Raw genomic sequence first — 23,724 nt, forward strand, 5'->3', positions numbered from 1 at the left:
TAGTAATCTAAAGGTGGTGTTCGCATGGCTATGGGAAGCCGCATTGCAATGTATCCGAAGGTGATTCATGACGTGCTCGGCAATCCGGGAACCGGATTTATGACGTTTCAGCGTTTTAACGGAGATCAGCTTAATCCTGGAACCAGGCATTGGACAGAAGGACATCCGATCGAATATCAGAGCTATGGCGGAAGCTTGGAAAATGTGGATTATCCGATGACATCTCTCGCTTATTATCGCGTGTACTGGAAGTATCTCGAGCCCGAAGAAGGTGTTTATCGCTGGGATATGATCGACACTGCGCTGTCTGTGGCGCGCGAGCGCAGACAGACGCTTCAGCTGCGAATCGCGCCTTATGGAGTAGGAGAATCGGAGGATGTACCGGCATGGTTTCGCGCCTTAATAGGCAGTAGCAGCAGGGAGCTGCCGGATGCCAAATGGCAGGTTGACCCTGAGAATCCGCTGTATGTGAAGCATTTTGGCGGGTTCATACGGCTTATGGGCGAGAGGTATAACGGGCATCCGGATTTAGAGACGGTGGATATGTCCATTGTCAGTGCATGGGGCGAAGGCGAATCTTCTCACCTCTTGAGCGAGCATACGCGTGCGGCTCTGGTAGACTCCTACACCGACACGTTCATAGATACACCTTTAGTCATGCTGTTAACAGATCCCTATACGAATCAATATGGTCTGAAGAAGGCGAATGTGGGCTATCGGATGGATTGTCTTGGCGATATGACGGAAGGCGCGGCTCATATGCTGGACTGTTATCCGCAGCAGATCATCCAATGCGGGATGCAGCATGCTTGGATGAAAGGCCATGTCTCTTTTGAATCGTGCGGGGTCATGTATTCATGGTTCCACCGCGGTGTCGACATCGACTACGTGATCGATCAATCGCTGAAATGGCATATGTCCTCCTTCAATCCCAAATCATCCCCAATTCCACGAGAATGGGAGAGTCAGGTGAATCGCTGGCTGCGATCGATGGGGTATCGCTTCGCACTGCGCAAGTGGACTTACCCTGAGGTTGTGAAGCCCGGCGGCAAGCTCGATTTCACTTCTTGGTGGGAGAACCTTGGCGTTGCGCCGATCTATCGAAGGTTTAATTTGGCGGTGCGACTGGTTAACGAGCGCTGGAGCAAGGTGTATCTGACAGATGCCGACATTCGGGAGTGGCTGCCCGGCGACATCACCTATGAGCGGTCGCTCAACATTCCGCAGGATATGCCGCTTGGTCATTACCGACTGGAAGTCGCGCTTGTCGACAGACATATCGGCGAGCCGGCTATCCGCCTGGCATCAGAAGGAAGACAGCCGGACGGCTGGTACGCAGCTGGCACCGTCCACGTCCAGACCGAGCTTGATTCGCCTCCTTCGCCTCTCGGCGAGATCGTGGTGTCTCCGTGGCAGTGAGTTTATTTCATTATTACGATAAGAGGCTGGGTCCTTTTCGCAACTTGTCGAGTCTGCCGATGGCGCAAGCGGAGGAGCTTCAAAGGCAGTTTGTACGTGAAGGTGACCAATATGGATTTCCGCAGCAATGGAATGCAGATGGTGCGTTTGGCCCGGAGCGATATATTGAGGCGCAAATCTGGGATGAGTGTGTCATAAGGAGATATAAATGATAGGCAAACTAGACCCATTAAGGTGTTGTGAATTTTGATTCTTTTTCCGCCTATAACGACAGATAGATTGGTTTTGAGAGAGTTGACGCTGGATGATGCCGAGGAAGTGCTTAAGCATTTCTCAGACCCTGAAGTAACTGCATTTATGGATATCGAGCCGTGTCAGTCTATCCGAGAAGCTGAGGAGATTATCCGGTTTCATATCGAGGACAGCGGTTGTAGATACGGATTGTTTAGCAAAGAGACCGGAACGATGATCGGCACCTGTGGATACCATTGCTGGGCGAACGATGAAGGGGCTCGATCCCGAGCGGAGATTGGCTTTGATTTATCTCGAGCTTACTGGGGGCAAGGGTACATGAAGGAAGTGCTCCGACCGATGCTCCAATTGGGATTCGATGTGATGAAGCTTGCTTATATTGAGGCCACGGTTGAAGAAGCGAATGTAAGATGCCAGCGATTGCTCGAAGCTTGTCAGTTCGTGAGAGAAGAGGAACTGCGAGATCGGCTTATATACTATAAGCTCATTAAAGAATCTAAAGAGGTTAGCGTGAAACAAACGGAATAGAACTGCGTAAATTCAGAACGCTACTCAAAACCACTTCGCATCGAAGTGGTTTTTGTGTCTTGGATCCTACTTTTCAGTGATGAGCGTATGCTTTATCGTGTTCCCGCTCTAACGGTTGTCACAGTGCTTATTTGGCATAAATAGCTCCCTTTTAAATGCTAACGGTTGCCAGCGAGCTTATTTGAACGTATTCCACCAGGAATTGGCCCATTTGCTGCAAATAACGCCGGACACAACCGTTAGCCTTTGAAAAAGGCTTATTCTCATCATATAGCCACGCTGACAACCGTTAAAGTTTTGTAAACGATGTATCGCTCTACAGAAGGGACGACTGCTTCTGCAGTGGTTCCCAGGATTTTTGTTTATGCGGGCTCGAATGGTCCATTTTTCGTTGTTGCGTCCATTAATTTATGCCATAGAAATCGTTATGGTAGTGGAAAACCCGAAATGGAGCTACATAATGAGCGCGAATCGTTTACTAAATCAGTTAGAGAGTCCTTTCTTTATCGGATGTAATTATTGGGCTTCACATGCTGGGACGGCTATGTGGTCGGACTGGAGACCGGATGTCGTGGAATCGGATTTGAAGAAGCTTTCAAGCGAAGGCATAGAAGTGCTGCGGGTATTTCCGCTCTGGCCGGATTTTCAACCTATTGAGAGCACATATCGTGAGTTTGGGAATCATTCGTCTTATCGGTTCGGTGAAGAACATTTCCCCGATACAGAAGCAGGCCTAGCAGGCGTATCAGAAGTGATGATGCAGCGATTTGAAGCATTCGCATCACTCTCGGAGAAATACGGCATTAAGCTAATTGTAGGATTAATTACGGGTTGGATGAGCGGGAGGCTGTTCGTTCCGCCGGCACTTCGTGGCAAGTCCATCTTAACCGATGCGGATTCCATTCGTTGGCAGGTCAAATTCGTATCCTATTTTGTCTCGCGTATGAAGACGGATGCTGCCATTATTGCTTGGGACCTTGGTAATGAGTGCAATAGCATGGGGCAAGTGGAGAACCGGGAGCAGGCTTTTGTGTGGACAGCTTCATTGTCAGGTGCAATCAAACGCGCCGATAGCAGCCGTCCGCTCATCTCCGGCATGCATTGTCTATTTCCGAATGGGAACTGGACGATGCAGGATCAAGGGGAGCTGACAGATATTTTGACAACTCATCCGTATCCGTACTGGACGCCTTACATGGACTATGAACCGATGGATACGATGCGAGCGACTCTGCATGCAACGGCCGAAAGCTTATTTTATGCGGGTATCGGGGGGAAACCTTGTTTTGCGGAAGAGATGGGCACTATGGGACCAATGGTTTGCTCGGATGAAGTTGCAGTCGCGTTCGCTCGTACGAGCATGCTAACTCAATGGGCTCATGGTTTGCATGGCTTGCAATGGTGGTGCGCAAACGATCAGACGAGATTGAAGCATGCACCTTACGATGAAGTGGCCTGCGAAGGCGAATTGGGACTGTTGACTGAGGATGGCCGTGTTAAACCTGTCCTGACGGAAATGGCTAAATTAAAGCAGGATATCGCGGCATATCCGATACAAGAGCTGCCTCTAAGGCGAATTGAAGCCGTATGCATCCTGAATTCGGATCAAGACCATTGGGCAGTGGCTTTTGGAAGTTTCGCGCTGTCTAAGCAAGCGGGGTTTGATTTGACATTCCGATTCGAAGATCAGCCTTTGCCTGATGCAGAACTATATTTGCTTCCTTCCGTAACAGGCGTTCGGGGAATGCCGAAGCGCAGATGGGAACAGCTGCTGCAGCGTGTTCAGGAGGGGGCGACCCTGTATGTGTCAGTCGATGACGGCTATATGCTGCAGTTTTCAGAATTGACCGGACTTTCTGTATTGAACCGGCAGCGGCGGCAACAGGCGGCACAAGTAAATCTGGGTTCGAATGAAGATCAGCTTTCGGTTCCTGCCTCGTTTCGCTGGACCTTCCGCAGTGATCGGGCGGAAGTTTTGGCGACGGAAGAGGACGGCAATCCGGTACTAACGCGAGCAGCATACGGCAAAGGAACGGTTTACTTCATGTCTCTTCCTATTGAGCTGGCCATGACGCAAGGGGAAGCAACATGCAGCAAGCCGGATGAGAATCCTTATTGGAAAGTTTACCGTGCGATTTCACGAGAAGTAGTGGGGGGCCGGGTTCTGCAAAAGGAGGACCCGCTAGTCGGATTGACGGAGCATTCCGCGGCGGATGGCAAACGCATCGCGATCCTCATTAACCACACGCCTGAGGTGAAGTCAATAGGTGTGCAACTAGCGGAGGGGTGGCAGCTCGAAGATTGCTGGCGCGGTCAAGCAGAGAACGTCGGCAATCACATGATGGTAAAGCTCGCTGCCAATGATGGAGCGGTGATTCTGCTGAGACCATGCTTATCCTAACAGACACGATTCTGCGAATAGCTTGCTGATTATGGTTCATGATTGAAGCTGAGGCCCTTCTGAGAAAAGGGTCTCTTTGATTAATAAATTCACCCTTCACAAGCGAACATATGTTTGCTATTATAAGAAAGTGGATATAAATTCCAAGTGAAGCGAGGGAACTTAGATGGGTAGAGTCATTGGATTCGAGCTAAGCAGCCAAGAGCCGGAGAAAGCAGCAGCATTCTATGCGAATGTGTTTGGGTGGAAGGTGGCTGAACCTCAGTGGGATTATTGGAACGTTACGACCGGTGCCTCTGAGAAGCCTGGAATTGATGGCGGCATCGGCAGAGGTCCGGCTGATCATCCGCACGGTACGCGCATTCAGATTGAAGTAGATGCGATTGACGAAGCTATTGCGAAAGCAAGGGATAACGGAGCGGTCATCGTTCGTGATAAAATGGAATTCGACGATTTCTATCTCGCCTATTTGGTTGACCCTGTCGGTCTGGGAATCGGACTTATCCAGAAAAAGTAGTGAAATGGTGGGTTACAGATGCAAGGGATTGAATTATGCCGACGTTTCTATGAAGAAATCGTCCAACCGCAGTTCGCTGTATTCACATCGATAGCTTATTCGGCAGCTCTCATCGGGCCTGGCAGTGAAGTTCTCGGTTTCGATACCGAGATGTCGCAGGACCATGATTGGGGTCCGCGAACGCTGATTTTTCTTCACGATGCGGACGAGGATTTGGCTGAAAGGCTTCGCGCCTCTATCATAGAGAAATTGCCGGAAACGTTCTACGGATTCCCGGTTGAAGCGGAGAATACTGTCATTACGACGCTGCAGCGATACACTTGGAATTGTCTTGCTCACGACTTTAACAAGCCGCTGGAATCGGTGGATTGGTTGACGTTCTCTTCGCAAACATTGCTTGAGATGACGAAGGGCGAAGTGTTCCATGATGATGATGGTCGCTTGGTTGAGCTGCGCGAACAATTGCAGTTCTACCCGAATGATGTGTGGTTCTATCTACTGGCTTCCGCGTGGCAGCGCATCGGTCAAGAGGAGCATCTGATGCTTCGCGCCGGTTATGCCGGAGATGAACTTGGTTCAGCCGTTATTGCATCTCGGCTTATTCGAGATGTCATGAACCTAGGTTTCCTCATGGAACGCTGGTATGCACCGTATCCGAAATGGTTCGGTACGGCGTTCGGGAAGCTGAAGTGCGCGGAACAGCTGACGCCGCTCTTATGGAAGGTTCAAACGGCGACAGTGTGGAAAGAGCGGGAGCAAGGGCTGAACAGCATATATAAACATCTGGCCCATATGCATAACGAGCTTGGCATTACCGAACCGGTGTCGGATGAGGCGACGAGCTTCTTTACTCGTCCCTTTCTAGTCATGAACGGCGGTGAAATCGGCGGACTCTTAGCGAATCGGATTCAAGATGAGAAGCTGCAATGGTTGATCCGTAACCGATTAATCGGGAATATAGATCAAATTACTGATAATACCGATTTCCGCATGCTGAACACGTGGAAGGACGGATCGGGGAACAGCGCTAGGTCGATTCTGAAGCAGTTTTATCGTTTCGGGGATGAATGATAAAGTGGCAGTCATGGACGAGAATGGGTCCATGACTGCCACTTTTAGCAATCTAGTGTTTTATTATCTTTAACGCAAATTTTTCAAATGAAGGGAAGGTTCGTAAGGAATTTGCGGTTGGCCGGTACGAAGGCGCTGCACGAAATCCGGATTTGCCAGCAGAGGTTTGCCAAACGCGGCAAGGTCGATGATACCAGCATTTACCGCGTCTGAGGCAGAGCTCGGAGTCAGACCGCCTACACCGATCACGGCGCCATTCCAACGCTTACGAACGAGCTCGTGCAGCGATAGACCGCCCGCCACAGCGGTTAAGAATGAATTTGTCGACGGATGGATGATTCCCAAACCTACCTCACGAAAAATATGGAGATAGGCATCTAACTCCGCTTCGGGTTCTTGCCACCGATAACCGGGTTGGTCGTCCTTCAGCTCGGAGAAACGAATGATTAGGCGATCCATGCCAACTACCTCACCTACGGTCGAGAGCACTTCCTTCATCAACCGAAGGCGATCCTCTCTATCCTTGCCGTAACTGTCGCTTCGGTTATTCGTAACCGGCGAAGCGAACTGGTCGATGATATAGCCATGAGCGCCATGGATTTCAACGCCATCGAATCCTGCTTCCATCGCGTGCTTCGCAGCCTGCTGGTACTGGCGGACAAGCGCACGGATTTCGTCGATCGTCATGGCCTCTGGCATTGCGAAAGGTTTCCGGAGCTTATGCACGAGTCCTTCCGCCTGCAGGGCTGACGGCGCTTGAGGTGCTTGACCACCGATCAGATCGGGATGTGTCAGTCTGCCGACATGCCAGAGCTGCGCTATAATCGTACCGCCTTCCTCGTGTACGGCTTCCGTTACTTTACGCCAAGAGTCCGCTTGCTCCTTCGTATATAATCCGGGCACGCCGAAAGTACCTTTTCCTCGCGGCGAAGGCGTAATGCCTTCCGTTATTATTAAGCCGACCCCGTCTTGGGCTCGGCGCCGATAATAAGCGACGACCTCATCTCCAACGGTCCCCGTGGCATCGTTAGCGAAACCGCGTGTCATCGGCGCCATTGTGATCCGCGACCGAAGCTTCCAAGGACCGATGTCCACATTCTGCAATAATGTTTGATTCTCCATGTATGTTGAGCTCCCTTAGCTGAATTGTTTTCTATGTTTGAATTTTATATAATAATCCGGATTGATCCCATAGTTGTTTCAAGACCTTTAACGGGTTTCTCTTATAAAATCCTTTTATTCTATAATCTTCACCTTAAAATTAAAGGAGTCGCTTCGATGGACGAATTAGACAAACAAATATTGCTTATTCTGCAGGAGCAAGGGCGCATTTCGATGACCGATTTGGGCAGAGCCGTCTCCTTGTCGCAGCCAGCCGTCACAGAGCGGGTGCGTCGCATGGAAGAGAAGGGCATCATCGACCACTACCGTGCCGTGGTCATCCCAGAGAAAATCAATAAACCAATATCCGCGTTTGTGCTTTTCTATACCAAAGGATGTGACCGGTTTGTAGAATACTGCGGGGAAATGAGCGATGTAGTCGAGCTGCATCGCATCAGCGGACACCAGTATAACTTTCTCGTGAAACTGGTCACCGAATCGCTTCAAACGTTGGAAGTCGCACTCAACAAACTGGGAGCGTTCGGCGATTCAACGACACTTATTGTTTTATCTTCACCGCTCTCACATGAACCGTTGATCCCTTAATCCCTTTAAGCGCACATGACTTATCCTGAAATTGGTATGTCCATTTGCAAAGAAAATGGGCGGGAGCGGCAGCAATGAATAAGAAGAGCCTGGCGATTATTCGCCAGGCTCTACCTATTCTATCCAAGTACGACTTGTTCCACTTCAAGCTCATAGCCATCCGGCTTCACGAGCTGAAGCTCGATATGGGACGGAGCCACAACGCGAAGCTGCAACACTTTTGTCTGTTCATCGACTTTCCAGGAAACATTGATGCTGCCGCTGCCCGGAACCGGGACGGAGCCGCGTGCCCAAGTCAGACCAACCGGCTTCGGAGCAACTTCAACCTTCGTCCAACCCGGTGTCAGCCCGCGTACACCAAGCACTTCGGTGCCGAGGAAATAGACCGGACCTGCGGACCAAGCGTGACAATGGCTGCGCGTGAGCATTTTGGAGCTAATCGTAATATTGCTGGTCGGGTACACTTCCCATACGGAAGTGGCACCTTGGTCTACCATGACTCCATACTGCTCAAGTATGTCGTTTGCCATCGTATCTTGTAGTCCCAGCTTAGCCAGTGCTTCATGGTAGAAGAAGGACATGAATGGGCTGCCAATTTGAACAAAAGAAGCAGGCGGCTCCACGATGTAACGCTTCAGCACTTCCAAGCGTTCTTCTGTTGTGATGTCGCACAAGCAAGCAACCACCTGCGTTTGCATACTGGTCGTACTCGATGGACTACCGTCCGGATGAATGCAATCCAGGTATGCTTGACGAGTGTCATCCCACAGCTCCTCATTGATGGCATCGCGGATTAGCGAAGCGCGTTTGCGGAACCCTGCGCCTGTTAACTCATCACCCGCGGTTTCAGCCAGCTGAGCAGCATCGCGAAGCGCCTTGACGAGGAACATGTTTTGCGGTGCTACGATACCTTCGCCCGGCTGCTCAAAGGCTGCCCAATCGAGCAGATTCCAACCGCTAATGTTCAACAAACCGCGTTCGTCGATCTTCTGCAAGTAATGCTCCAGCGTGAAACGAACATGAGGCCACATATCGCGCGCGAAGGTTTCATTGCCTGTATACTGGTAATGCTCGAGGCAAGCTGACACCCAGAATAGCGTCCAGTTCGGAATGACGCTGCTCCAGCCGCTCGGCACTTGATCGCCATAGAGCGGTGATTGGAAGGAGGAGCCTGGTACAAGCCGCAAACAGCGTTCCACAATCTCAGCAGAACCAAATGCATAATAGTTGACGAGTGAAGCATTACGGGCATCGCCAACCCAATAGGTTTGCTCGTAAGCCGGGCAATCCACGAACGTATCCTCCATGCAAAGCCGTGTCGTATCGCGGCTAATCCGCCAGATTTCATTCAGCTTCGCATTGCTGGAATGGAACGTACCGACATTGGCGACCGGGAAGTTGCTTTGAATCATCTTCACTTCGACCAGCTTCGCGGGCCGTGTTGCGCCTCGTACCGTAATGGCAAGATACCGCAGACCGCGGCGAACGACGGAGACATAGGATTGTCTGCCTTCACGGCATGTATAACGGAACGTATTGTCGAGCTCATACGTGTATTGACGCCAGCCATCGCGGATATATTCGAAACCGTAGCCGTCCACGATCGTTCCTTCGGCGGCATCGATCGTAAAGGCCACATATCCGGTCAATTCACGACCAAAATCAATCAAAATCTCGGTATCGAGCTCCGCATGCAGCGGAACAATGCCCGCATCCGACCCAGCCAGAACGGCTTGCTGCAGCTGAACCGGGACAGGCTGCGGCAGGTCCACGACACGCCATGCGGTTTGGGTGTAGACATCGGTGAAATGAACCAGCTGCGACGGAATCGGACGGATCCACTCGGCAAATTCACTCAATTGAGAGGCGGAGTCGATTTGCTTCACAGCTTCATAGAGCGGCTGCTCCCGCTTCATCGAAACGCCGGGCTGATGGTCGATATGCTCTGCGGAATCGAAAGCGCCGATCTGAGCAAAAGGCACTGCGCTCACTTGACCATGCTCAGCAATTGGGGAACGAAGCTCAAACGGTCCATCGCAATGAAGGCCAAGGTGGTAACCATGTCCGTGCGAGCCGCCGCTCAGATCGAACAGAAGGAAATGCTCGCCAGCCGGCATATGAAGCTCAAGGAACATGTTTGGCCGCTCGCCGGAGAAGTCATCATCCCGATACCACTTGCCGCCAATGCGAACGCGGAAGGGAACTCTGCCTCCGTCCACAGTGCCAATTGTACAAGCAGCCGCTTCAGAAAGCGTGAGCACAGTAGCCATAAGTCCGATAAAAGAAATCGGATTCGCGTGATTCACACTTTCCGGAACGAGCATCGTCCGAACGTCGAATACGGCGCTCCAAGCAACCGGCTTGACGAACGACAGCTCTTCCACGCGCGCCGGATAGATGGGCTCTTCAGTTAGATAAGGAATCGCCCTCGGCACAAGGCTTGTCCATGGTGCCATGCCAACGCTGCCGATGACCGTTGCCTGCTCCCATGCAGCATCGTCAACCTGCGCATCCATCCATGCATCATCCCAGTTCCGTGCATCATAACGATCGGTGAATGGAAGCTGGCAGGAAATGCGAGATGAGGTCGCATCATATGCGGCGTGAACAGCAGTCGACCAAGATTCGTCGGTACAAACGATGGAAGTTCCATCTGCGTCCTCGGCTTGCAGCAGCAAGCCGCCTCTGCCTCTCAAATATTGAAAGGTAGAGATGCCGGAATGCAGCACCAATACCGCGATAGTATTCAAAGCGCCACCGTGCAGCAGATGGCCGATTTCATATTCATCATATGCAAGCTCAAACGGCCAAGAGCGGACCGGTCCGCGGCCTACCTGCGTGCCATTCACATAGAGAACGTAGCGGGAATCCGCTGTCAGCTTCAGTTTCGTTTCACTGGTGCCCGTTTGCTCGAACTGAAAGGTTTTACGGAAACAGCGCCATTCATTGCGCGGACTTTCCTCGCCGCTGCCCCAAATCCATGATGCTTGCCACATAATTGATTGCCTCCTCTATCGTCATCATCCCCCTCATTGTAAACGATTACTTGGCGACTGAGAGGGTACTGTTCGGACATTTATATAGGGCGATTCGGACATGTCCGGAATCAATTATTGGCAGCAGCAGCCGTCAAGCACAGCATGACAGCCAGATTCCCCTCTATCTGGGCAAAAAGACCGATTATACGGCGGAATTCAAGCAAGAATCTAGCAGAAGAGGTTATTTGGCCCAGGGCGGTCGGTTAAAGCGCTTACCTGACTTGGCTGCTATGTTACAATGACAGCAATTGGATGCAGCTTAGTCGGAGGTGGCCCCGTACAGATGAAGGCAAGTTTAGGAATGAGATGGAATGCCATGAAAGGAAGCCCGGTTCCAAAGGAGCGAGAGCTTGGCAGAGAAGCGCTTGTTGCGCTGATCATCCATGGCTGCTTTCAATTCGGCGCTTCGATGTCGGGGCTGTTTCTGAACTTGTATTTGTGGCGGCTCACCCATGATTTGGCCGTTAATGGTTTCTATAATATGATCGTGTTCCTATTCACACCGATTGCGTTCGCGCTGGGTGGTTGGATCACGAAACGCAAGGATCGGATGGTTACCTATCGGATTGGCATTCTGTTGATTGCCATCTTCTATCTGCTCGTTGTCATTGCACAAGAGAACGTTGCGGCATGGTACGTGCTCTTTGCTATTTTTCACGGAATGGCTGCCGGCCTGTACTGGACCGGATACCTTGTTCTTATGTATGATGTGTCAACGGAGAACAACCGCGTTCGATTTCTGGCGATTAATATGGTTGTGTTTAACTTGGCAGGTCTGCTTGGACCGGCGCTTGCCGGCTTTATCATTCAATTTAACGAAGGATTGCGCGGCTATATCATCACGTTTATGCTTGCCTTCATCATGTTCCTGGTCGCTTCGATTATCAGCTTCCGAATTCCGATGATGGCGTCACATCACCGTGTCTATCATTTGAACCTGATGGGCATTGTCATGCGGAAGAACGCGCAATGGGTGAAGGGCCTGCTGGCGTTTTTTGTTCTGGGATTATTCCAAGGCATCATGCTGTTTCTGCCGAACATTCTGCTCTATCAAACCGTCGGAAGGGAAGACTTCGTGGGCTACTTAGGCGTATTCTTCTCCGCACTAACGGTCGCAACCGGGTATGTGATTTCACGCAAAGCGAAGAAGGAACAGGTGCGCAAGCATGTGCTGTATTCCACGAGTGGGATTTTGCTCGGCGCGGCTTTCCTTCTCTATGATGTGTCTGCTTGGACGGTCGTCTTCTATATGGTCGCCTTCTCGATTTGTAATCCGCTCGCCGTGAACACGTTAACCTCCTATTATTACAGGCTGATTGGCAAACTGCCGCTTAAAGGACAACTCAAGGTGGAATCGGTTGTCATGCGGGAAGTGTTTCTGAATGCGGGCCGGATTATATCGATTACGCTGCTGCTCTTTGTCTCGAAAGACCTGGAATCCATATGGCTTCCGGTTGTCGTTGCAGGGACGGCTGCGATGCAATACATAATGTTCTGGTTAATGAAGGACTAGACTCCGCAGCTATAGAAGAAGTAGGAGAGTAGGAAGCACCATCAATTTGAAGGAGGCTGAATATGAATCGAACCTCAGAGTGGATCAAAGCCGGACCCGTTCAGGAATTGAAGGAGAAAGGTTCCGCTGTCATTAAAGGCGGTATTGCCGTGTTCGTGCATGAGGAAGGCATCTTCGCCGTCGATAACCGTTGCCCGCATCTCGGATTTCCGCTTCATATGGGAAGCTTGTGCGATGGCATCTTAACTTGTCATTGGCATCACGCACGTTTCGACGTATGCAGCGGCGGGACGCTCGATCCTTGGGCGGATGATGTGCCTTCCTACGAAGTCAGAGTTGAAGAAGAGACCGTGTGGGTGAACCCGCAGCCGAAGATTGCGAATCATATTCAGAAGTATAAAGATCGTCTCATGGAAGGCTTAGAGCAAAATATTAGTATCGTCATCGCCAAAGCGGTTGTCGGTCTGGTGGAAGCGAATGTGCCGGATGCCGAGATTGCCGGTGTAGGCATCGCCTTCGGAACTCGCAGCGGAAGCGGCTGGAATTCCGGATTGACGATTCTGACCGCGATGGTCCGCGTAATTCCGAAGCTGGACAAGACAGGGCGCATTCTGGCGCTCTATCAGGGCTTGGTGCATGTGGCAAGGGGCAGCTCGGGCCGCGGCATTCATTATTTGCTTGGCGCATTGCCAAGTGCAGACGTTTCCTTCGAGCGGCTTGCGGGCTGGTACCGCAACTGCATCGAGGTTCGAGATACGCAGGGCGCCGAGAAACTGGTCATTACAGCGATTGAGAAAGGAATGAGTCCGGAGCAATTGGCCGATATGATGCTGATTGCCGCAACGGATCATTTCTATCTGGACGGCGGGCATGTGTTAGATTTTCATAATAAAGCGTTCGAGGCGCTTGAGCTTGTGGGCGCTGATCAGTCGAAGCAGGTGCTCACCTCGCTGCTGCATATGATGGGAAATCCATCTCGTAGCGAAGAGCAGCATCACTGGCAGGCGCCGATTAATCTTGTTGAGCCGATTCACGAGGCTGTGAAAGAGTTGGCGGGGGTGCGAGCTGTAGGCGCAGAAGTGATTGCCATTGACGAAGAGGCCGTTCTGCAGCAGCTGCTAAGCGAAGAGCCGCTTGAAACGATTGCACTGCTAAGAGACCTGCTCTTGGCAGGCGCAGCACCGGTGCAGCTTACGCAATTGGTCGCACTTGCCTCTGCCGAGCGTGTAGTTCGATTCCATACGCAGAATGATCACCGCGATTGGGTTGCGGTGCTCCATACGTTCACTTATGCGCATGCTCTGCATGAGCGCTTGCTGCGCTCTGAGGAACCGCTGCTGGTGCGAGCTATTTTCCATGGTGCGATGAGTGTGTACTTGGATCGATTCTTGAACGTGCCATCGGCGAAACGGCCCAAAGCGGCTCCGAGCGATGTGACTGCTACGACGAATTCTTCGGAGCTGCTGCAACTGCTCGATCAGCGACAGCAGGTAGAACAAGCGGCGAAATGGGTGTTCGACTACGTGAAGAGCGGTGGCGAGATGGATGCGCTGCTGAATACGCTTGGTCATGCGCTGCTGCGTGAGGATGCGGAGTTCCATACGTTCCAGATGGTAGAGGCTGCTTTTGCCGAGTATGAGCGTTGGTGTTTACGATCAGACGGATTTGCGGTGAAGGCACAAGAGACGATGCTGCTGGCTTGCACGAGGTACTTGGCTGCACATGCGCCGACAGCGCGCGAGCTGCCGCATACGGCACAAATTGCATGGCGACTGCATAAAGGCGAACGATTGTTTGAAGAGTAAATTTGAGCTTATTGAGAGGGGATAATTGAAGGATGGGTGCAAATTCGAATTCGAAAACGGCATTACTCGTAATTGACGTACAATCGGCGATGTTCGCGGATTCATACCCCGTATATAACGGTGAGGTTCTGCTGGAACGGATCAACGGATTGTTGGCGAAAGCGCGGGCTGCGGACGTTCCGGTGATCTATGTTCAGCATAATGAAGGGGAAGGCGAAGAGCTGGAAACGGGTTCTCCGAACTGGGAAATTCACGCTGCGATTGCTCCGGTTGGCGATGAGCCGCGAATTCAGAAGTATAAGCCGGATTCATTCCATGAAACGGAGCTTCAGCAAGTATTGGCGGAGCGAGGCGTTGGCAAGCTTGTGATCGCTGGTCTTCAGACCGACATGTGCGTGAATGCGACGACGACCAGAGCTGCGGAGCTTGGTTATGAGATCATCGTGGCTGGGGATGCCCATAGTACATGGGAATCGGGAGGTCTTACCGCGGAGGAAATCATAGCAGAGCATAACGCGCGTTTTTCCTCTTTTGCCCAAATCAGTCCGTCAGCAGACATCGAGTTCAAATAAAAAAAGGGCGGTCGTCACTTCACCGAAGTGCCGAACCGCCTTTTATTCCACCATCTGCGCAACCATCCGCGCTCCATATTCTCTTGCTCCGCTTGAGGCTTCACCTCAGCTTCCTCCGCCGAATTAAACAGTAATCCTCTGCGAAGTTTCTGTTCCAATTCCGCCTGTTGATATTGTCCAAGCTTCTCTATCGTGTACGTGTTTGTGTGTTGTAACATGTAGTTTTCCTCCTCTCGTTTATAGTTCAATTATGCGCTCGCTAAAAGGGGATAAAAAGAGTAGAATCTTCATAAAACACTTCCCCTTTTCACTCGGGTACAGGAGGGATGCCGGCATGCAAATGGCTGCTGCTGAACGCTATTTGGATCTATATAGCCGATTCGCCGATGGGATTGCGACGACAGGAACACCTGTTGAAGTTTCGCTTGATGAGCTTGCGCAGGTGTTGTATTGCACAACCCGTAACGTGAAGCTCGTGCTGCGTAAAATGGAAGAGGAAAGCTGGATTCGCTGGCTGCCCGGTCGGGGCAGAGGCAATCGCTCGCAGCTGGTTTTTCTGCTGGAGCGCGATACGATGCTGCTTGAGCTCGCGCAGCGGATGGCGCAGCGAGGCGAGTATAAGCCTGCATTTGAGCTGATCCATACTCATGGGAAAGGCTCGCCGGTGAAGGATCGTTTCTCGGAATGGCTGGAGCTGCATTTTGGCTATCGCACGGAAGTGTTGGATGGCAAACGCAGTGTGGATACGCTGCGGCTTCCCGTGCATACCCCGATTGTGACGCTCGATCCGGGCGATGTCCTGTACGCATTCGATGCGCATATGATCAAGCAGCTGTTTAATCAGCTTCTTTATTACGATGTGGTGGCCGGACGGGTTGTTCCGGCGCTTGCGCATGCGTGGGAATCTAATAAGGAAGCGACTGTATGGCAATTTCATCTACGCAAGGGCGTTTACTTCCATCATGGTCATGAAATGACGGCGGATGATGTCATCTTCTCCTTGGAGCGGCTGCGCTTAGGCAAAGCGCACAGCTGGCTGCTTAGATCAGTGGTTAAGATCGAGACCGTCGGGCTGCGAACGATTCGGATCGAATTGGAGAAGCCCAACCGCATTTTTCACCGATTCATGAGCTCGCCTGCAGCCTCAATTCTGCCTCGTGAATTGGTTGAGAGCGATGAGGAACAGTTCTGGCGTAAGCCGTCCGGTACGGGGCCTTTCATGGCCGGGGAGTGGAACGAGGATCGGTTCGTGCTTGCGGTGAACAAGAATTATTACAACGGCAGAGCGCATCTGGACGGTGTCGTCATTGCGTTCATGCCGCCGGAGCATGGAGATTCCTCGCGTAAATGCTGGGAGAAGCTCATCTGGGATCATGATCTGCAGGATCAGAAGCCGGAAGAGGATTGGGTTACGGTGGAGACATTGTGCAAAGGGTGCACGATGCTGACTTGGAACATGGGGAAAGAAGGGCCTCAGCAATCGGCCTTATTTCGCAAGGCGATCGATCTGCTGATTGACCGTCATAAGATGATTCGGGAGCTGGGAGAGGACCGCATGTATGCGGCTCGCGGTTTCCGTCCCGACGATAATACGCCGCTCCGAAGCATCCGTCACGATTCAGCAATGGCGCGAGCCCTTCTACGTGAGTCCGGCTATGACGGGACTCCCATTACACTCTATACAACAAGCTTCAATATGCGGGATGCCAAGTGGATTGCGGATCGCTGTGGGGAGCACGGTGTTATCGTACATATTGAGCAGCATGACAACAATGAATTTAAGAGAAGGGATGTAATCAACGAGGCAGATACCATTCTGTATGGCATCTTGTTTGCGCAGGATGAGGTATGCGAGATTGAGTCCTATGAGCAGCATGGCAGCTTCCTTAAGGAGCATCTGCATTCGGATTTCCGGGCATGGGCGAGGGACAAAATCGATCTGGCATTAGCGTCGAAGGCCACCGAAGAACGCCGACTTATTATGGGCGAAATCGAGGATCGGCTTCGCGAGGAGGGCCATGTGGTGTTCCTGCTGCACAAGAAGACGAACACCTCCTACCATCCGGGGATAAAGGGGATCACGATGTCGTCGCTCGGGTGGATCGACTTTAAGGATGTGTGGGTACAGAGTGCGCCGGGTTAGCGACAAGCTGGCTGGAGAATCAAGCAGTGCAGTCTACATTGGCCGGAAATAGGGTGAATGGGAGAAAGTAGCACACCAGGCAGTCTACATTGGCCGGAGATAGGGTAAATGGGAGAAAGTAGCATACCAGGGAGTCTACATTGGCCGGAAATAGGGTAAATGGGAGAAAGTAGCGAACCAGGTAGTCTACATTGGCCGGAGATAGGGTAAATGGGAGAAAGTAGCGAACCAGGGAGTCATTGGCCGGAAATAGGGTGAATGGGAGAAAGTAGCGAACCAGGTAGTCTACATTGGAGAAATGGCGCCAGTAACAAGAAAGCACCACTCTATCAAAGGAGAGAAACCCGATGTCGGAGGATTTCTATTGCGAAGAGGTTTTAAGCGGGCGGACGCACGTTCAGAAAGTAATAGAGACGGATAATGTGCTAGCTTATTATCACACGCGTCCGTTCTATCCGGTGCACATTGTTGCGATACCGAAGAAGCATATTTCATCATTACTCACGTTAGAGCCGAGCGATAATGACCTGCTCTTAGAATTACTAGAGGTCGTGAAACAGGTGGCGGCAAGAGTGACGACAGAACACGGGGCATGCCGAGTCATCACAAACCTAGGCAAATACCAGGATTCGAAGCATCTCCATTGGCATGTCATCCAAGGTGAGCCATTGCGCTGAGATTTAATTTCCGGCTCGCAATCTACTTAATATGCTGTACCTCCGCGATGAGTGCATGCGTTGTCGCATGCCAACGCTAACGGTTGTGACAGTGGTTATTTGACACCAAATGACCGTTTTAATTTTCTAACGGTTGCCGGCGAGCTTATTTGAACGTTTTCCACTAGGAATCGACCAATATGCTGCAAATAGCCTCTCTCACAACCGTTAAATTTTCAAACAGGCTTATTTGCTTGAAATAGCAACGCTGACAACCGTTACACTATTATTCATGATGGTTAGACAAAAAAAGTGGCCGTCCGAGAAAGTCTCGGGCAGCCAGCGGCTGCCTACAATAGGCAGCCTATTTATTAGTTCAGCGGGAGCCGCGAAGGTCATCCAGTTCCGGCAGCAGCGTTACGCTCTCCTGTTCGTTCGGATCGGTGCGGGCGATGACCGCCGTGCAGACCTCCGTATCCGAACGGTTATAGGGCAGATGCGGCACGCCAGCCGGTATGTACATAAAGTCCCCGGCCTCGACTTCCATATGCTGCTCAAGCCCTTCACCGTACCACATCCCGGCACGCCCGGAAAGCACATAAACCGATGACTCGTGGTTCTCATGCAGATGCGCTTTGGCACGGCCGCCCGGCGGGATGGTCAGCAGATGCATGCAGAGTCCGGTCGAGCCGACACTCTCGGCAGAAATCGCTTCTTGATAGTCGAAGCCTTGCTTCCCTTGATAATTTCCCTTCGTGCGAATCCGCATGCAAGTCCGGTTATCTCCCACTGCCCATCACTCTCTTCCGCCCGATATAGAGTAAATGCGAAGCTCTTCCTAGCTAATAGGTTCATCCTCAAGATGAGCTCCTAAGCCTCATGCTCAGACAGCTCATCCAGCGTTTTGTTGAAGCTTGGTGCCATATAAGTCAGAAACCAGTTGACCTCTTGCATGTTCAGATCCGCGAGCTTCTGCTCCGTTTGCCCTTTGGCGACAGCGAATTCGCGATTGCCGGAGGACAGCTCGGAGAGGCACTTCATGTAGGCATCGAGCAGATCCGCTGCTTTCACCATCTTAAGCAGCTCCTTCTCCTCGTCGCTATGAGCCGCTCCGATGACAAGAGGCTCATAGGCAGCCTGCAGCGGCTCCGGCACCATGCCGAGCAGCCGCTCGGCGGCAAGCGCCTCGATCTCGCGGAAATTCGCGAGCATCTTCGGGTTGTGATGCTTAACCGGCGTTGGAATATCGCCGGTGAACACTTCGGTGGCGTCATGGAACAGCGCCATCGTAACCGCTCGGTCGGCATTCAGCGAACGGCCGAACAGCTGATTGCCAATCTCGCAAAGCATATGCGAGAGAAGCGCGACATGATAGGAATGCTCGGCAACATTTTCACGGGTGGTATTGCGCATGAGGCTCCATCTCTCAATATAGCGAAGCCGGTACATATAAGCGATAAACGGACTATCCATAATGGCAGGAAGCTCCTTCTACTCTAGAAATAGGAGAACATATGAGGCTGCGAAAGCGGTATGCCCGCTCGTTTAGGATATGGTATGATATAGATTGATTATATAAGGAAAGACGATTAAGGAATAGAGAGAGGAGCCATTTAGGCCTTATGCAGCATTTTGAACAGAGTGTTTATAACCTTATTGTTGAAACTTCTACGAATCTTCCGGGAGACGTCCGGAAAGTGATTCAAGCCGCACAAGAAGCGGAGGACCGCGCAACGCGCGCCGGACTGTCGCTCTCCACGATTGCAACGAACATTGAGATGGCGGAGTGCAATGTCTCCCCGATCTGTCAGGATACAGGCATGCCGACCTTTGTTGTTCATACGCCGGTTGGCGCCAACCAAATTATTATGAAGCAGCAGATTCGCAGTGCCATCGCGCGCGCGACGAAAGACGGCAAGCTGCGCACGAACTCCGTGGATTCGCTCACCGGCTCCAACACCGGTGACAACCTCGGACCGGGTACGCCGGTAATCCACTTCGAGCAATGGGAGAAGGACGATATCGATGTGCGTCTGATCCTCAAAGGCGGCGGCTGTGAGAACAAGAACATCCAATACAGCCTTCCGATGGAGATTCCGGGTCTAGGCAAAGCCGGCCGCGATCTCGACGGTATCCGCAAATGTATCATGCACTCGATCTATCAAGCACAAGGTCAAGGCTGCAGCGCGGGTTTCATCGGCGTTGGCATCGGCGGCGACCGGACGACAGGCTATGAATTAGCGAAACAGCAATTATTCCGTCATACCGATGATACGAATACGATTCCCGAGCTTGCTCAACTTGAAGAATATGTAATGGAGAATGCCAACAAGCTTGGTATCGGGACAATGGGCTTCGGCGGCCAAGTGACCTTGCTCGGCTGTAAAGTCGGCGTCATGAACCGTCTGCCGGCGAGCTATTTCGTCTCCGTTGCGTACAACTGCTGGGCTTACCGCCGTCAAGGCGTATTGCTCTCTGCAGACAGCGGTGAGATCAAATCCTGGATTTATCCGAACGGTTCCGATACGCCGATGAAATCGCAGGCGGCTGATGAAGCGGCTGAGGCGGTAACGGAGAACGCGGCACGCCGCGAAGTGGTGCTGAACACGCCGCTTTCCGAAGAAGATGTACGCAGCTTGCAAGTTGGCGACATCGTCATCATTAATGGAGAAATGCACACGGGCCGTGACGCGATTCACCATCACCTGATGGATCATGACGCGCCGATTGACTTGAATGGCTCCGTTATTTATCACTGCGGACCTGTAATGATGAAGGATGATAGCGGCTGGCATGTGAAAGCAGCTGGACCGACGACAAGCATTCGCGAGGAGCCTTACCAAGGCGATATCATTAAGAAATTCGGTATCCGCGCGGTTATCGGCAAAGGCGGAATGGGACCGAAGACGCTCGCTGCGCTGCAGGAGCATGGTGCGGTTTATCTGAATGCAATCGGCGGTGCGGCACAGTACTACGCAGAATGCTTCAAGAATGTGAACGGCGTCGACTTTATGGAATTCGGTATTCCAGAGGCGATGTGGCATCTGAAGACAGAAGGCTTCGCTGCAGTAGTAACGATGGATTCCCATGGCAACAGCTTGCACGCGGATGTAGACAAAGATTCTTTTGCTAAGCTTGCCCAATTTAAAGAGCCTGTATTTAAATAATTACCAAAGTAGACAATAGAATGAGGGATGCGGTACGCGCAGCTTCGGACTCGCCTTCAATCGAAGGTATGAACAATGGATGTTTCTTATTATCCCTGGATCACTTATCCTGGGATTCTTTTTTTCTCCGTATTTGCACAAATACGTGAATGCAGTGCCTTATTGCTTCGCCTTCGTCACGCTGACGATGGCGATCGGATGCGGCCTGCAGCAGCTGCAAGCTGTATTGAATCGACCTGGCGTGATGATTTGGACCTTCCTGCTGGCACATGTGCTTTCTCCGCTTGTAGCATACGCACTAGGGTATATGCTATTCGGGCCGGATTCTCCTTACGTTGTGGGACTTGTCCTATTCACGATAATCCCCCTTGGTATTTCAACCGTGCTGTGGGTTGGAATGTCGGCCGGAAGTGTCCCGCTTATGCTGGCTATGGTCGTCATCGATTCGGCGCTTAGTCCGATTGTAGTGCCAACCGGCATTCATCTGCTGTTTCGTACCGACGTAGAGACCAACACAATGGCGATGATGGGCGACTTAATGCTCCTTATCGTGGCGCCAACGATAATTGGTGTTGCTTTGCATGAGTGGTCCAAAGGACGCATTCAACAAGCCGTTCAGCCCTACGCTCCGCCCTTGTCCAAGCTGTGTTTCACAGCAGTCGTCATGCTGAATGCGGCAGCCATTGCTCCTTCCACAGAAGCGCTTCGCGGTGATCTGTTGAAGGTAGTGCCTGCGGCCTTGGTCATGGTGGGCTTATGTTATGCAATTGGCTATTTCGGTACAACGCATTACCGGAGTCGTGAGGTACAAGTCACGGTTTCCTATGCGACCGGTATGCGGAACATTTCGCTTGGCGTAGTGCTTGCAATGGGCTATTTTAGCCCGCTGGCCGCTGTTCCGGTTGTGCTGTCGATTCTGATTCAACAGCCGCTTGCCACGCTGCATCATTACATTTTACAAAAACTTAACAAACGCAGTGCTGGCGCAGGCGGCTGAGAACAAGGTACGATGGATGGTACATGGAGCAACCCGGCATGGAGGTAGGAGAAGATGAATAGCTTTCGCGTGCGGCTAACGATGATTCTGATCGGTATGATCGGACTTGCCGTTCTGGCAGCCGGTTTATTTATGGGCAAGACGTATAAGGAAAATCATCTGGATGCGCTGCAAGAAAATATGGTGCGCGAAATGAAGATTATTCTCGATCAAATGGACTGGCAAAGCGGGGAACCGGCGTCGGTCTACAGTTACTACACGAGCCACGCCAAGCGGCTTAAGAAGATTACGGATACGCGGATTACCTTCATTCGCGGCGATGGCGTAGTTCTTGGCGATTCCGATCATGATCCGACAACGATGGACAACCATCTGAAGCGAGAAGAAGTGATGGAGGCCAAGAAAGACGGTGTAGGGCGTACGACACGGTACAGCGACACCATTAATGAGAATTTGCTTTACGTGGCGATGCTTGTTCACCCCGATGATCCGAATTCGGACATTATCCGAATGGCACTCAGCTTGCAGAAGGTGGACGAGAGCGTACAGCGCATTTGGATAACTCTTGTATTGGGGCTGCTCATTCTATTTATAGCAGCTGCACTTATCAGCTACCGTGTCGCACTCGGATTAACGCGTCCGCTTGAACAGATTACTCGCGTCGCGAAGCGAATTAAGAGCCTCGATTATCGGGCGCGCGTTCATGTGAAGCGTAACGACGAGATTGGCGAGCTGGGGCTTGCCATCAATGCGATGGCAGATTCGCTGCAAGTGCAGATGACGCGAATTCATCAGAACGAAAGCCAATTGGCCAGCGTCTTGGACAATATGATCAGCGGCGTTGTCATGATCGATGCGAGCGGGCATATTGTGCTGCTCAATCGGCGGGCAGAGGAAGTACTAGGGTTCTCAACACGCGAGTTGGTTGGCCATCATTTCACAGTGGCCAAACAGCAGTATGAGCTGTCGCAAATTATTCAAGAGGCGATCGAGCGCAAGGAGCATCTGCGCGAAGAGGTCACCTTCTATTATCCGGAGGAGAGGCTGCTTGATCTCAATCTGGTGCCTATCTTCGAAGATGATGATTCCTTCGGCGGCGTCCTGCTTGTCCTACAAGATGTGACGGCCATTCGCAGACTGGAACGGATGCGCAGCGAGTTCGTTGCGAACGTGTCACATGAGCTGAAGACACCGATTACTGCGGTAAAAGGTTTCGCGGAGACGCTACTTGGCGGCGCCGTGGATGATCCGGAGACCGCACGCTCCTTCTTGCAAATCATTTATGACGAGAGCGACCGCTTGAACCGGCTTATCGGCGACATCTTGGAATTGTCCAAGATTGAGTCCCGCCGAGTACCGCTGCAATTCTCGCCGATCGAGCTGGCGTCATTCGTGGAGAAGACGGTGGAACTGATGCGTGCAGAAGGGTTGCAGAAGCAAATTCGATTATCTTATAAAGCAGATCGGGATGTTTATGTGGAGGCAGATGAAGATCGCCTGCGACAAATCATCATGAACCTGCTCTCGAACGGAATTAACTACACGCCTGAAGGTGGTAGTGTTTCCATCGTCGTTGAACCGGTTGGCGGGGACAATTACGAATCCGTGCGTATTCACATATCCGACACAGGTATCGGTATACCGAAGAAAGATTTGCCGCGAATATTCGAGCGTTTCTACCGAGTGGACAAGGCAAGATCCCGCAGTTCAGGCGGCACCGGGCTGGGGTTGTCGATCGTGAAACATCTTGTTGAGCTGCACAAAGGAACGATATCTGTAGAGAGCCGAGTGGGCAGCGGCTCGACGTTTACGATTGAGCTGCCGGTCCTACAATAGCAATGAGCCAGTAATTGGGGTTTCCCCTTCCTCTGAACAATGCTATCATGGTTATGAACGTAGAACGAGTTACCATGCCGAGTATTAGCAGCGGCATGCGTG

Annotated in this window: 20 protein-coding genes; 15 read left to right on the plus strand and 5 right to left on the minus strand. The window is 51.6% G+C overall.

The annotated features are described in order from the left end of the window. Window positions 1–24: 24 nt before the first annotated feature. From AC0YNS_RS13465 to AC0YNS_RS13490, 6 genes are all read left to right on the plus strand, one after another. On the plus strand, window positions 25–1,419 hold the full coding sequence (locus AC0YNS_RS13465; protein WP_475781500.1) for a DUF4832 domain-containing protein: 1,395 nt from the start codon (window positions 25–27) through the stop codon (window positions 1,417–1,419). Next, a complete protein-coding gene (locus tag AC0YNS_RS13470) occupies window positions 1,416–1,631 on the plus strand; it encodes a hypothetical protein (protein ID WP_475781501.1) in 216 nt (71 codons plus the stop codon). Before AC0YNS_RS13465 ends, AC0YNS_RS13470 begins: the two co-directional genes overlap by 4 nt. A gap of 34 nt (window positions 1,632–1,665) precedes the next feature. After that, window positions 1,666–2,199 carry a GNAT family N-acetyltransferase gene (locus AC0YNS_RS13475; RefSeq protein ID WP_475781502.1) on the plus strand — a complete coding sequence of 178 codons (534 nt, stop codon included), beginning with the start codon at window positions 1,666–1,668 and terminating at the stop codon, window positions 2,197–2,199. 460 nt (window positions 2,200–2,659) lie between these two features. Beyond that, window positions 2,660–4,600 carry a glycoside hydrolase 5 family protein gene (locus AC0YNS_RS13480; protein ID WP_475781503.1) on the plus strand — a complete coding sequence of 647 codons (1,941 nt, stop codon included), beginning with the start codon at window positions 2,660–2,662 and terminating at the stop codon, window positions 4,598–4,600. A gap of 166 nt (window positions 4,601–4,766) precedes the next feature. After that, window positions 4,767–5,117 carry a VOC family protein gene (locus tag AC0YNS_RS13485; protein ID WP_475781504.1) on the plus strand — a complete coding sequence of 117 codons (351 nt, stop codon included), beginning with the start codon at window positions 4,767–4,769 and terminating at the stop codon, window positions 5,115–5,117. An 18-nt stretch (window positions 5,118–5,135) separates the two neighbouring features. After that, window positions 5,136–6,188: a DUF4037 domain-containing protein gene (locus AC0YNS_RS13490; protein ID WP_475781505.1), complete on the plus strand. Its 1,053-nt coding sequence runs from the start codon at window positions 5,136–5,138 to the stop codon at window positions 6,186–6,188. 69 nt (window positions 6,189–6,257) lie between these two features. Here the strand turns inward: AC0YNS_RS13490 and AC0YNS_RS13495 are convergent, their stop codons facing one another. Beyond that, complete coding sequence (locus tag AC0YNS_RS13495) at window positions 6,258–7,310, minus strand: oxidoreductase (RefSeq protein ID WP_475781506.1); 1,053 nt, start codon at window positions 7,308–7,310, stop codon at window positions 6,258–6,260. 156 nt (window positions 7,311–7,466) lie between these two features. Between AC0YNS_RS13495 and AC0YNS_RS13500 the strand changes: the two genes are divergently transcribed. Further along, the gene (locus tag AC0YNS_RS13500; protein ID WP_475781507.1) at window positions 7,467–7,895 is read left to right on the plus strand and encodes an Lrp/AsnC family transcriptional regulator; all 429 of its coding nucleotides are present in this window, start codon (window positions 7,467–7,469) and stop codon (window positions 7,893–7,895) included. Between the two features lie 119 nt (window positions 7,896–8,014). Here AC0YNS_RS13500 and AC0YNS_RS13505 read toward each other — a convergent pair whose 3' ends face one another. Beyond that, window positions 8,015–10,891 (minus strand): family 78 glycoside hydrolase catalytic domain, encoded by a 2,877-nt coding sequence (locus AC0YNS_RS13505; protein ID WP_475781508.1) that lies wholly within the window; start codon window positions 10,889–10,891, stop codon window positions 8,015–8,017. Window positions 10,892–11,216: 325 nt separating this feature from the next. Here AC0YNS_RS13505 and AC0YNS_RS13510 point away from each other — a divergent pair, with 325 nt between their 5' ends. The 3 genes from AC0YNS_RS13510 to AC0YNS_RS13520 all read left to right on the plus strand — a co-directional run bounded on the left by AC0YNS_RS13510 (window position 11,217) and on the right by AC0YNS_RS13520 (window position 14,823). Further along, complete coding sequence (locus AC0YNS_RS13510) at window positions 11,217–12,446, plus strand: MFS transporter (RefSeq protein ID WP_475781509.1); 1,230 nt, start codon at window positions 11,217–11,219, stop codon at window positions 12,444–12,446. A gap of 62 nt (window positions 12,447–12,508) precedes the next feature. After that, complete coding sequence (locus AC0YNS_RS13515; RefSeq protein ID WP_475781510.1) at window positions 12,509–14,251, plus strand: Rieske (2Fe-2S) protein; 1,743 nt, start codon at window positions 12,509–12,511, stop codon at window positions 14,249–14,251. Between the two features lie 32 nt (window positions 14,252–14,283). Next, window positions 14,284–14,823 carry a cysteine hydrolase family protein gene (locus tag AC0YNS_RS13520; RefSeq protein ID WP_475781511.1) on the plus strand — a complete coding sequence of 180 codons (540 nt, stop codon included), beginning with the start codon at window positions 14,284–14,286 and terminating at the stop codon, window positions 14,821–14,823. A gap of 14 nt (window positions 14,824–14,837) precedes the next feature. On the opposite strand, the gene AC0YNS_RS13525 is transcribed toward AC0YNS_RS13520, so the two are convergent. After that, entirely contained in the window at window positions 14,838–15,041 is a 204-nt protein-coding gene (locus AC0YNS_RS13525; RefSeq protein ID WP_475781512.1) for a hypothetical protein, read from the minus strand. 116 nt (window positions 15,042–15,157) lie between these two features. Here AC0YNS_RS13525 and AC0YNS_RS13530 point away from each other — a divergent pair, with 116 nt between their 5' ends. After that, complete coding sequence (locus AC0YNS_RS13530; RefSeq protein ID WP_475781513.1) at window positions 15,158–16,966, plus strand: ABC transporter substrate-binding protein; 1,809 nt, start codon at window positions 15,158–15,160, stop codon at window positions 16,964–16,966. Window positions 16,967–17,313: 347 nt separating this feature from the next. Then, window positions 17,314–17,643, plus strand: coding sequence for an HIT domain-containing protein (locus AC0YNS_RS13535; RefSeq protein ID WP_475781514.1), 330 nt, complete (start codon window positions 17,314–17,316; stop codon window positions 17,641–17,643). A 355-nt stretch (window positions 17,644–17,998) separates the two neighbouring features. Here AC0YNS_RS13535 and AC0YNS_RS13540 read toward each other — a convergent pair whose 3' ends face one another. Together AC0YNS_RS13540 and yfbR are read right to left on the minus strand one after the other, a co-directional pair. Then, window positions 17,999–18,391: a cupin domain-containing protein gene (locus AC0YNS_RS13540; protein WP_475781515.1), complete on the minus strand. Its 393-nt coding sequence runs from the start codon at window positions 18,389–18,391 to the stop codon at window positions 17,999–18,001. A 101-nt stretch (window positions 18,392–18,492) separates the two neighbouring features. Then, the gene (gene yfbR / locus AC0YNS_RS13545; protein ID WP_475781516.1) at window positions 18,493–19,095 is read right to left on the minus strand and encodes a 5'-deoxynucleotidase; all 603 of its coding nucleotides are present in this window, start codon (window positions 19,093–19,095) and stop codon (window positions 18,493–18,495) included. A 149-nt stretch (window positions 19,096–19,244) separates the two neighbouring features. Between yfbR and AC0YNS_RS13550 the strand changes: the two genes are divergently transcribed. The 3 genes from AC0YNS_RS13550 (at window position 19,245) to pnpS (ending at window position 23,622) form a co-directional block, all read left to right on the plus strand. Continuing rightward, window positions 19,245–20,789, plus strand: a complete 1,545-nt coding sequence (locus AC0YNS_RS13550) for a fumarate hydratase (protein WP_475781517.1) — start codon at window positions 19,245–19,247, stop codon at window positions 20,787–20,789. A gap of 79 nt (window positions 20,790–20,868) precedes the next feature. Then, window positions 20,869–21,786: a bile acid:sodium symporter family protein gene (locus AC0YNS_RS13555; protein ID WP_475781518.1), complete on the plus strand. Its 918-nt coding sequence runs from the start codon at window positions 20,869–20,871 to the stop codon at window positions 21,784–21,786. Window positions 21,787–21,840: 54 nt separating this feature from the next. Further along, window positions 21,841–23,622: a two-component system histidine kinase PnpS gene (pnpS, locus tag AC0YNS_RS13560; RefSeq protein ID WP_475781519.1), complete on the plus strand. Its 1,782-nt coding sequence runs from the start codon at window positions 21,841–21,843 to the stop codon at window positions 23,620–23,622. Window positions 23,623–23,724 lie beyond the last annotated feature (102 nt).

The organism is Paenibacillus sp. J22FR21, assembly GCF_056269135.1.

Excerpts from the sequence above, each read along its gene's own strand:
- AC0YNS_RS13515 (WP_475781510.1), top strand. The coding sequence starts at position 12,509 with ATGAATCGAACCTCAGAGTGGATCAAAGCCGGACCCGTTCAGGAATTG.
- AC0YNS_RS13535 (WP_475781514.1), top strand. The coding sequence starts at position 17,314 with ATGTCGGAGGATTTCTATTGCGAAGAGGTTTTAAGCGGGCGGACGCAC.
- AC0YNS_RS13485 (WP_475781504.1), top strand. The coding sequence starts at position 4,767 with ATGGGTAGAGTCATTGGATTCGAGCTAAGCAGCCAAGAGCCGGAGAAA.
- AC0YNS_RS13540 (WP_475781515.1), bottom strand. The coding sequence starts at position 18,391 with ATGCGGATTCGCACGAAGGGAAATTATCAAGGGAAGCAAGGCTTCGAC.
- AC0YNS_RS13550 (WP_475781517.1), top strand. The coding sequence starts at position 19,245 with ATGCAGCATTTTGAACAGAGTGTTTATAACCTTATTGTTGAAACTTCT.
- AC0YNS_RS13465 (WP_475781500.1), top strand. The coding sequence starts at position 25 with ATGGCTATGGGAAGCCGCATTGCAATGTATCCGAAGGTGATTCATGAC.
- AC0YNS_RS13520 (WP_475781511.1), top strand. The coding sequence starts at position 14,284 with ATGGGTGCAAATTCGAATTCGAAAACGGCATTACTCGTAATTGACGTA.
- AC0YNS_RS13525 (WP_475781512.1), bottom strand. The coding sequence starts at position 15,041 with ATGTTACAACACACAAACACGTACACGATAGAGAAGCTTGGACAATAT.
- yfbR (WP_475781516.1), bottom strand. The coding sequence starts at position 19,095 with ATGGATAGTCCGTTTATCGCTTATATGTACCGGCTTCGCTATATTGAG.
- AC0YNS_RS13500 (WP_475781507.1), top strand. The coding sequence starts at position 7,467 with ATGGACGAATTAGACAAACAAATATTGCTTATTCTGCAGGAGCAAGGG.
- pnpS (WP_475781519.1), top strand. The coding sequence starts at position 21,841 with ATGAATAGCTTTCGCGTGCGGCTAACGATGATTCTGATCGGTATGATC.
- AC0YNS_RS13555 (WP_475781518.1), top strand. The coding sequence starts at position 20,869 with ATGTTTCTTATTATCCCTGGATCACTTATCCTGGGATTCTTTTTTTCT.
- AC0YNS_RS13530 (WP_475781513.1), top strand. The coding sequence starts at position 15,158 with ATGCAAATGGCTGCTGCTGAACGCTATTTGGATCTATATAGCCGATTC.
- AC0YNS_RS13490 (WP_475781505.1), top strand. The coding sequence starts at position 5,136 with ATGCAAGGGATTGAATTATGCCGACGTTTCTATGAAGAAATCGTCCAA.
- AC0YNS_RS13480 (WP_475781503.1), top strand. The coding sequence starts at position 2,660 with ATGAGCGCGAATCGTTTACTAAATCAGTTAGAGAGTCCTTTCTTTATC.
- AC0YNS_RS13495 (WP_475781506.1), bottom strand. The coding sequence starts at position 7,310 with ATGGAGAATCAAACATTATTGCAGAATGTGGACATCGGTCCTTGGAAG.
- AC0YNS_RS13505 (WP_475781508.1), bottom strand. The coding sequence starts at position 10,891 with ATGTGGCAAGCATCATGGATTTGGGGCAGCGGCGAGGAAAGTCCGCGC.
- AC0YNS_RS13510 (WP_475781509.1), top strand. The coding sequence starts at position 11,217 with ATGAAGGCAAGTTTAGGAATGAGATGGAATGCCATGAAAGGAAGCCCG.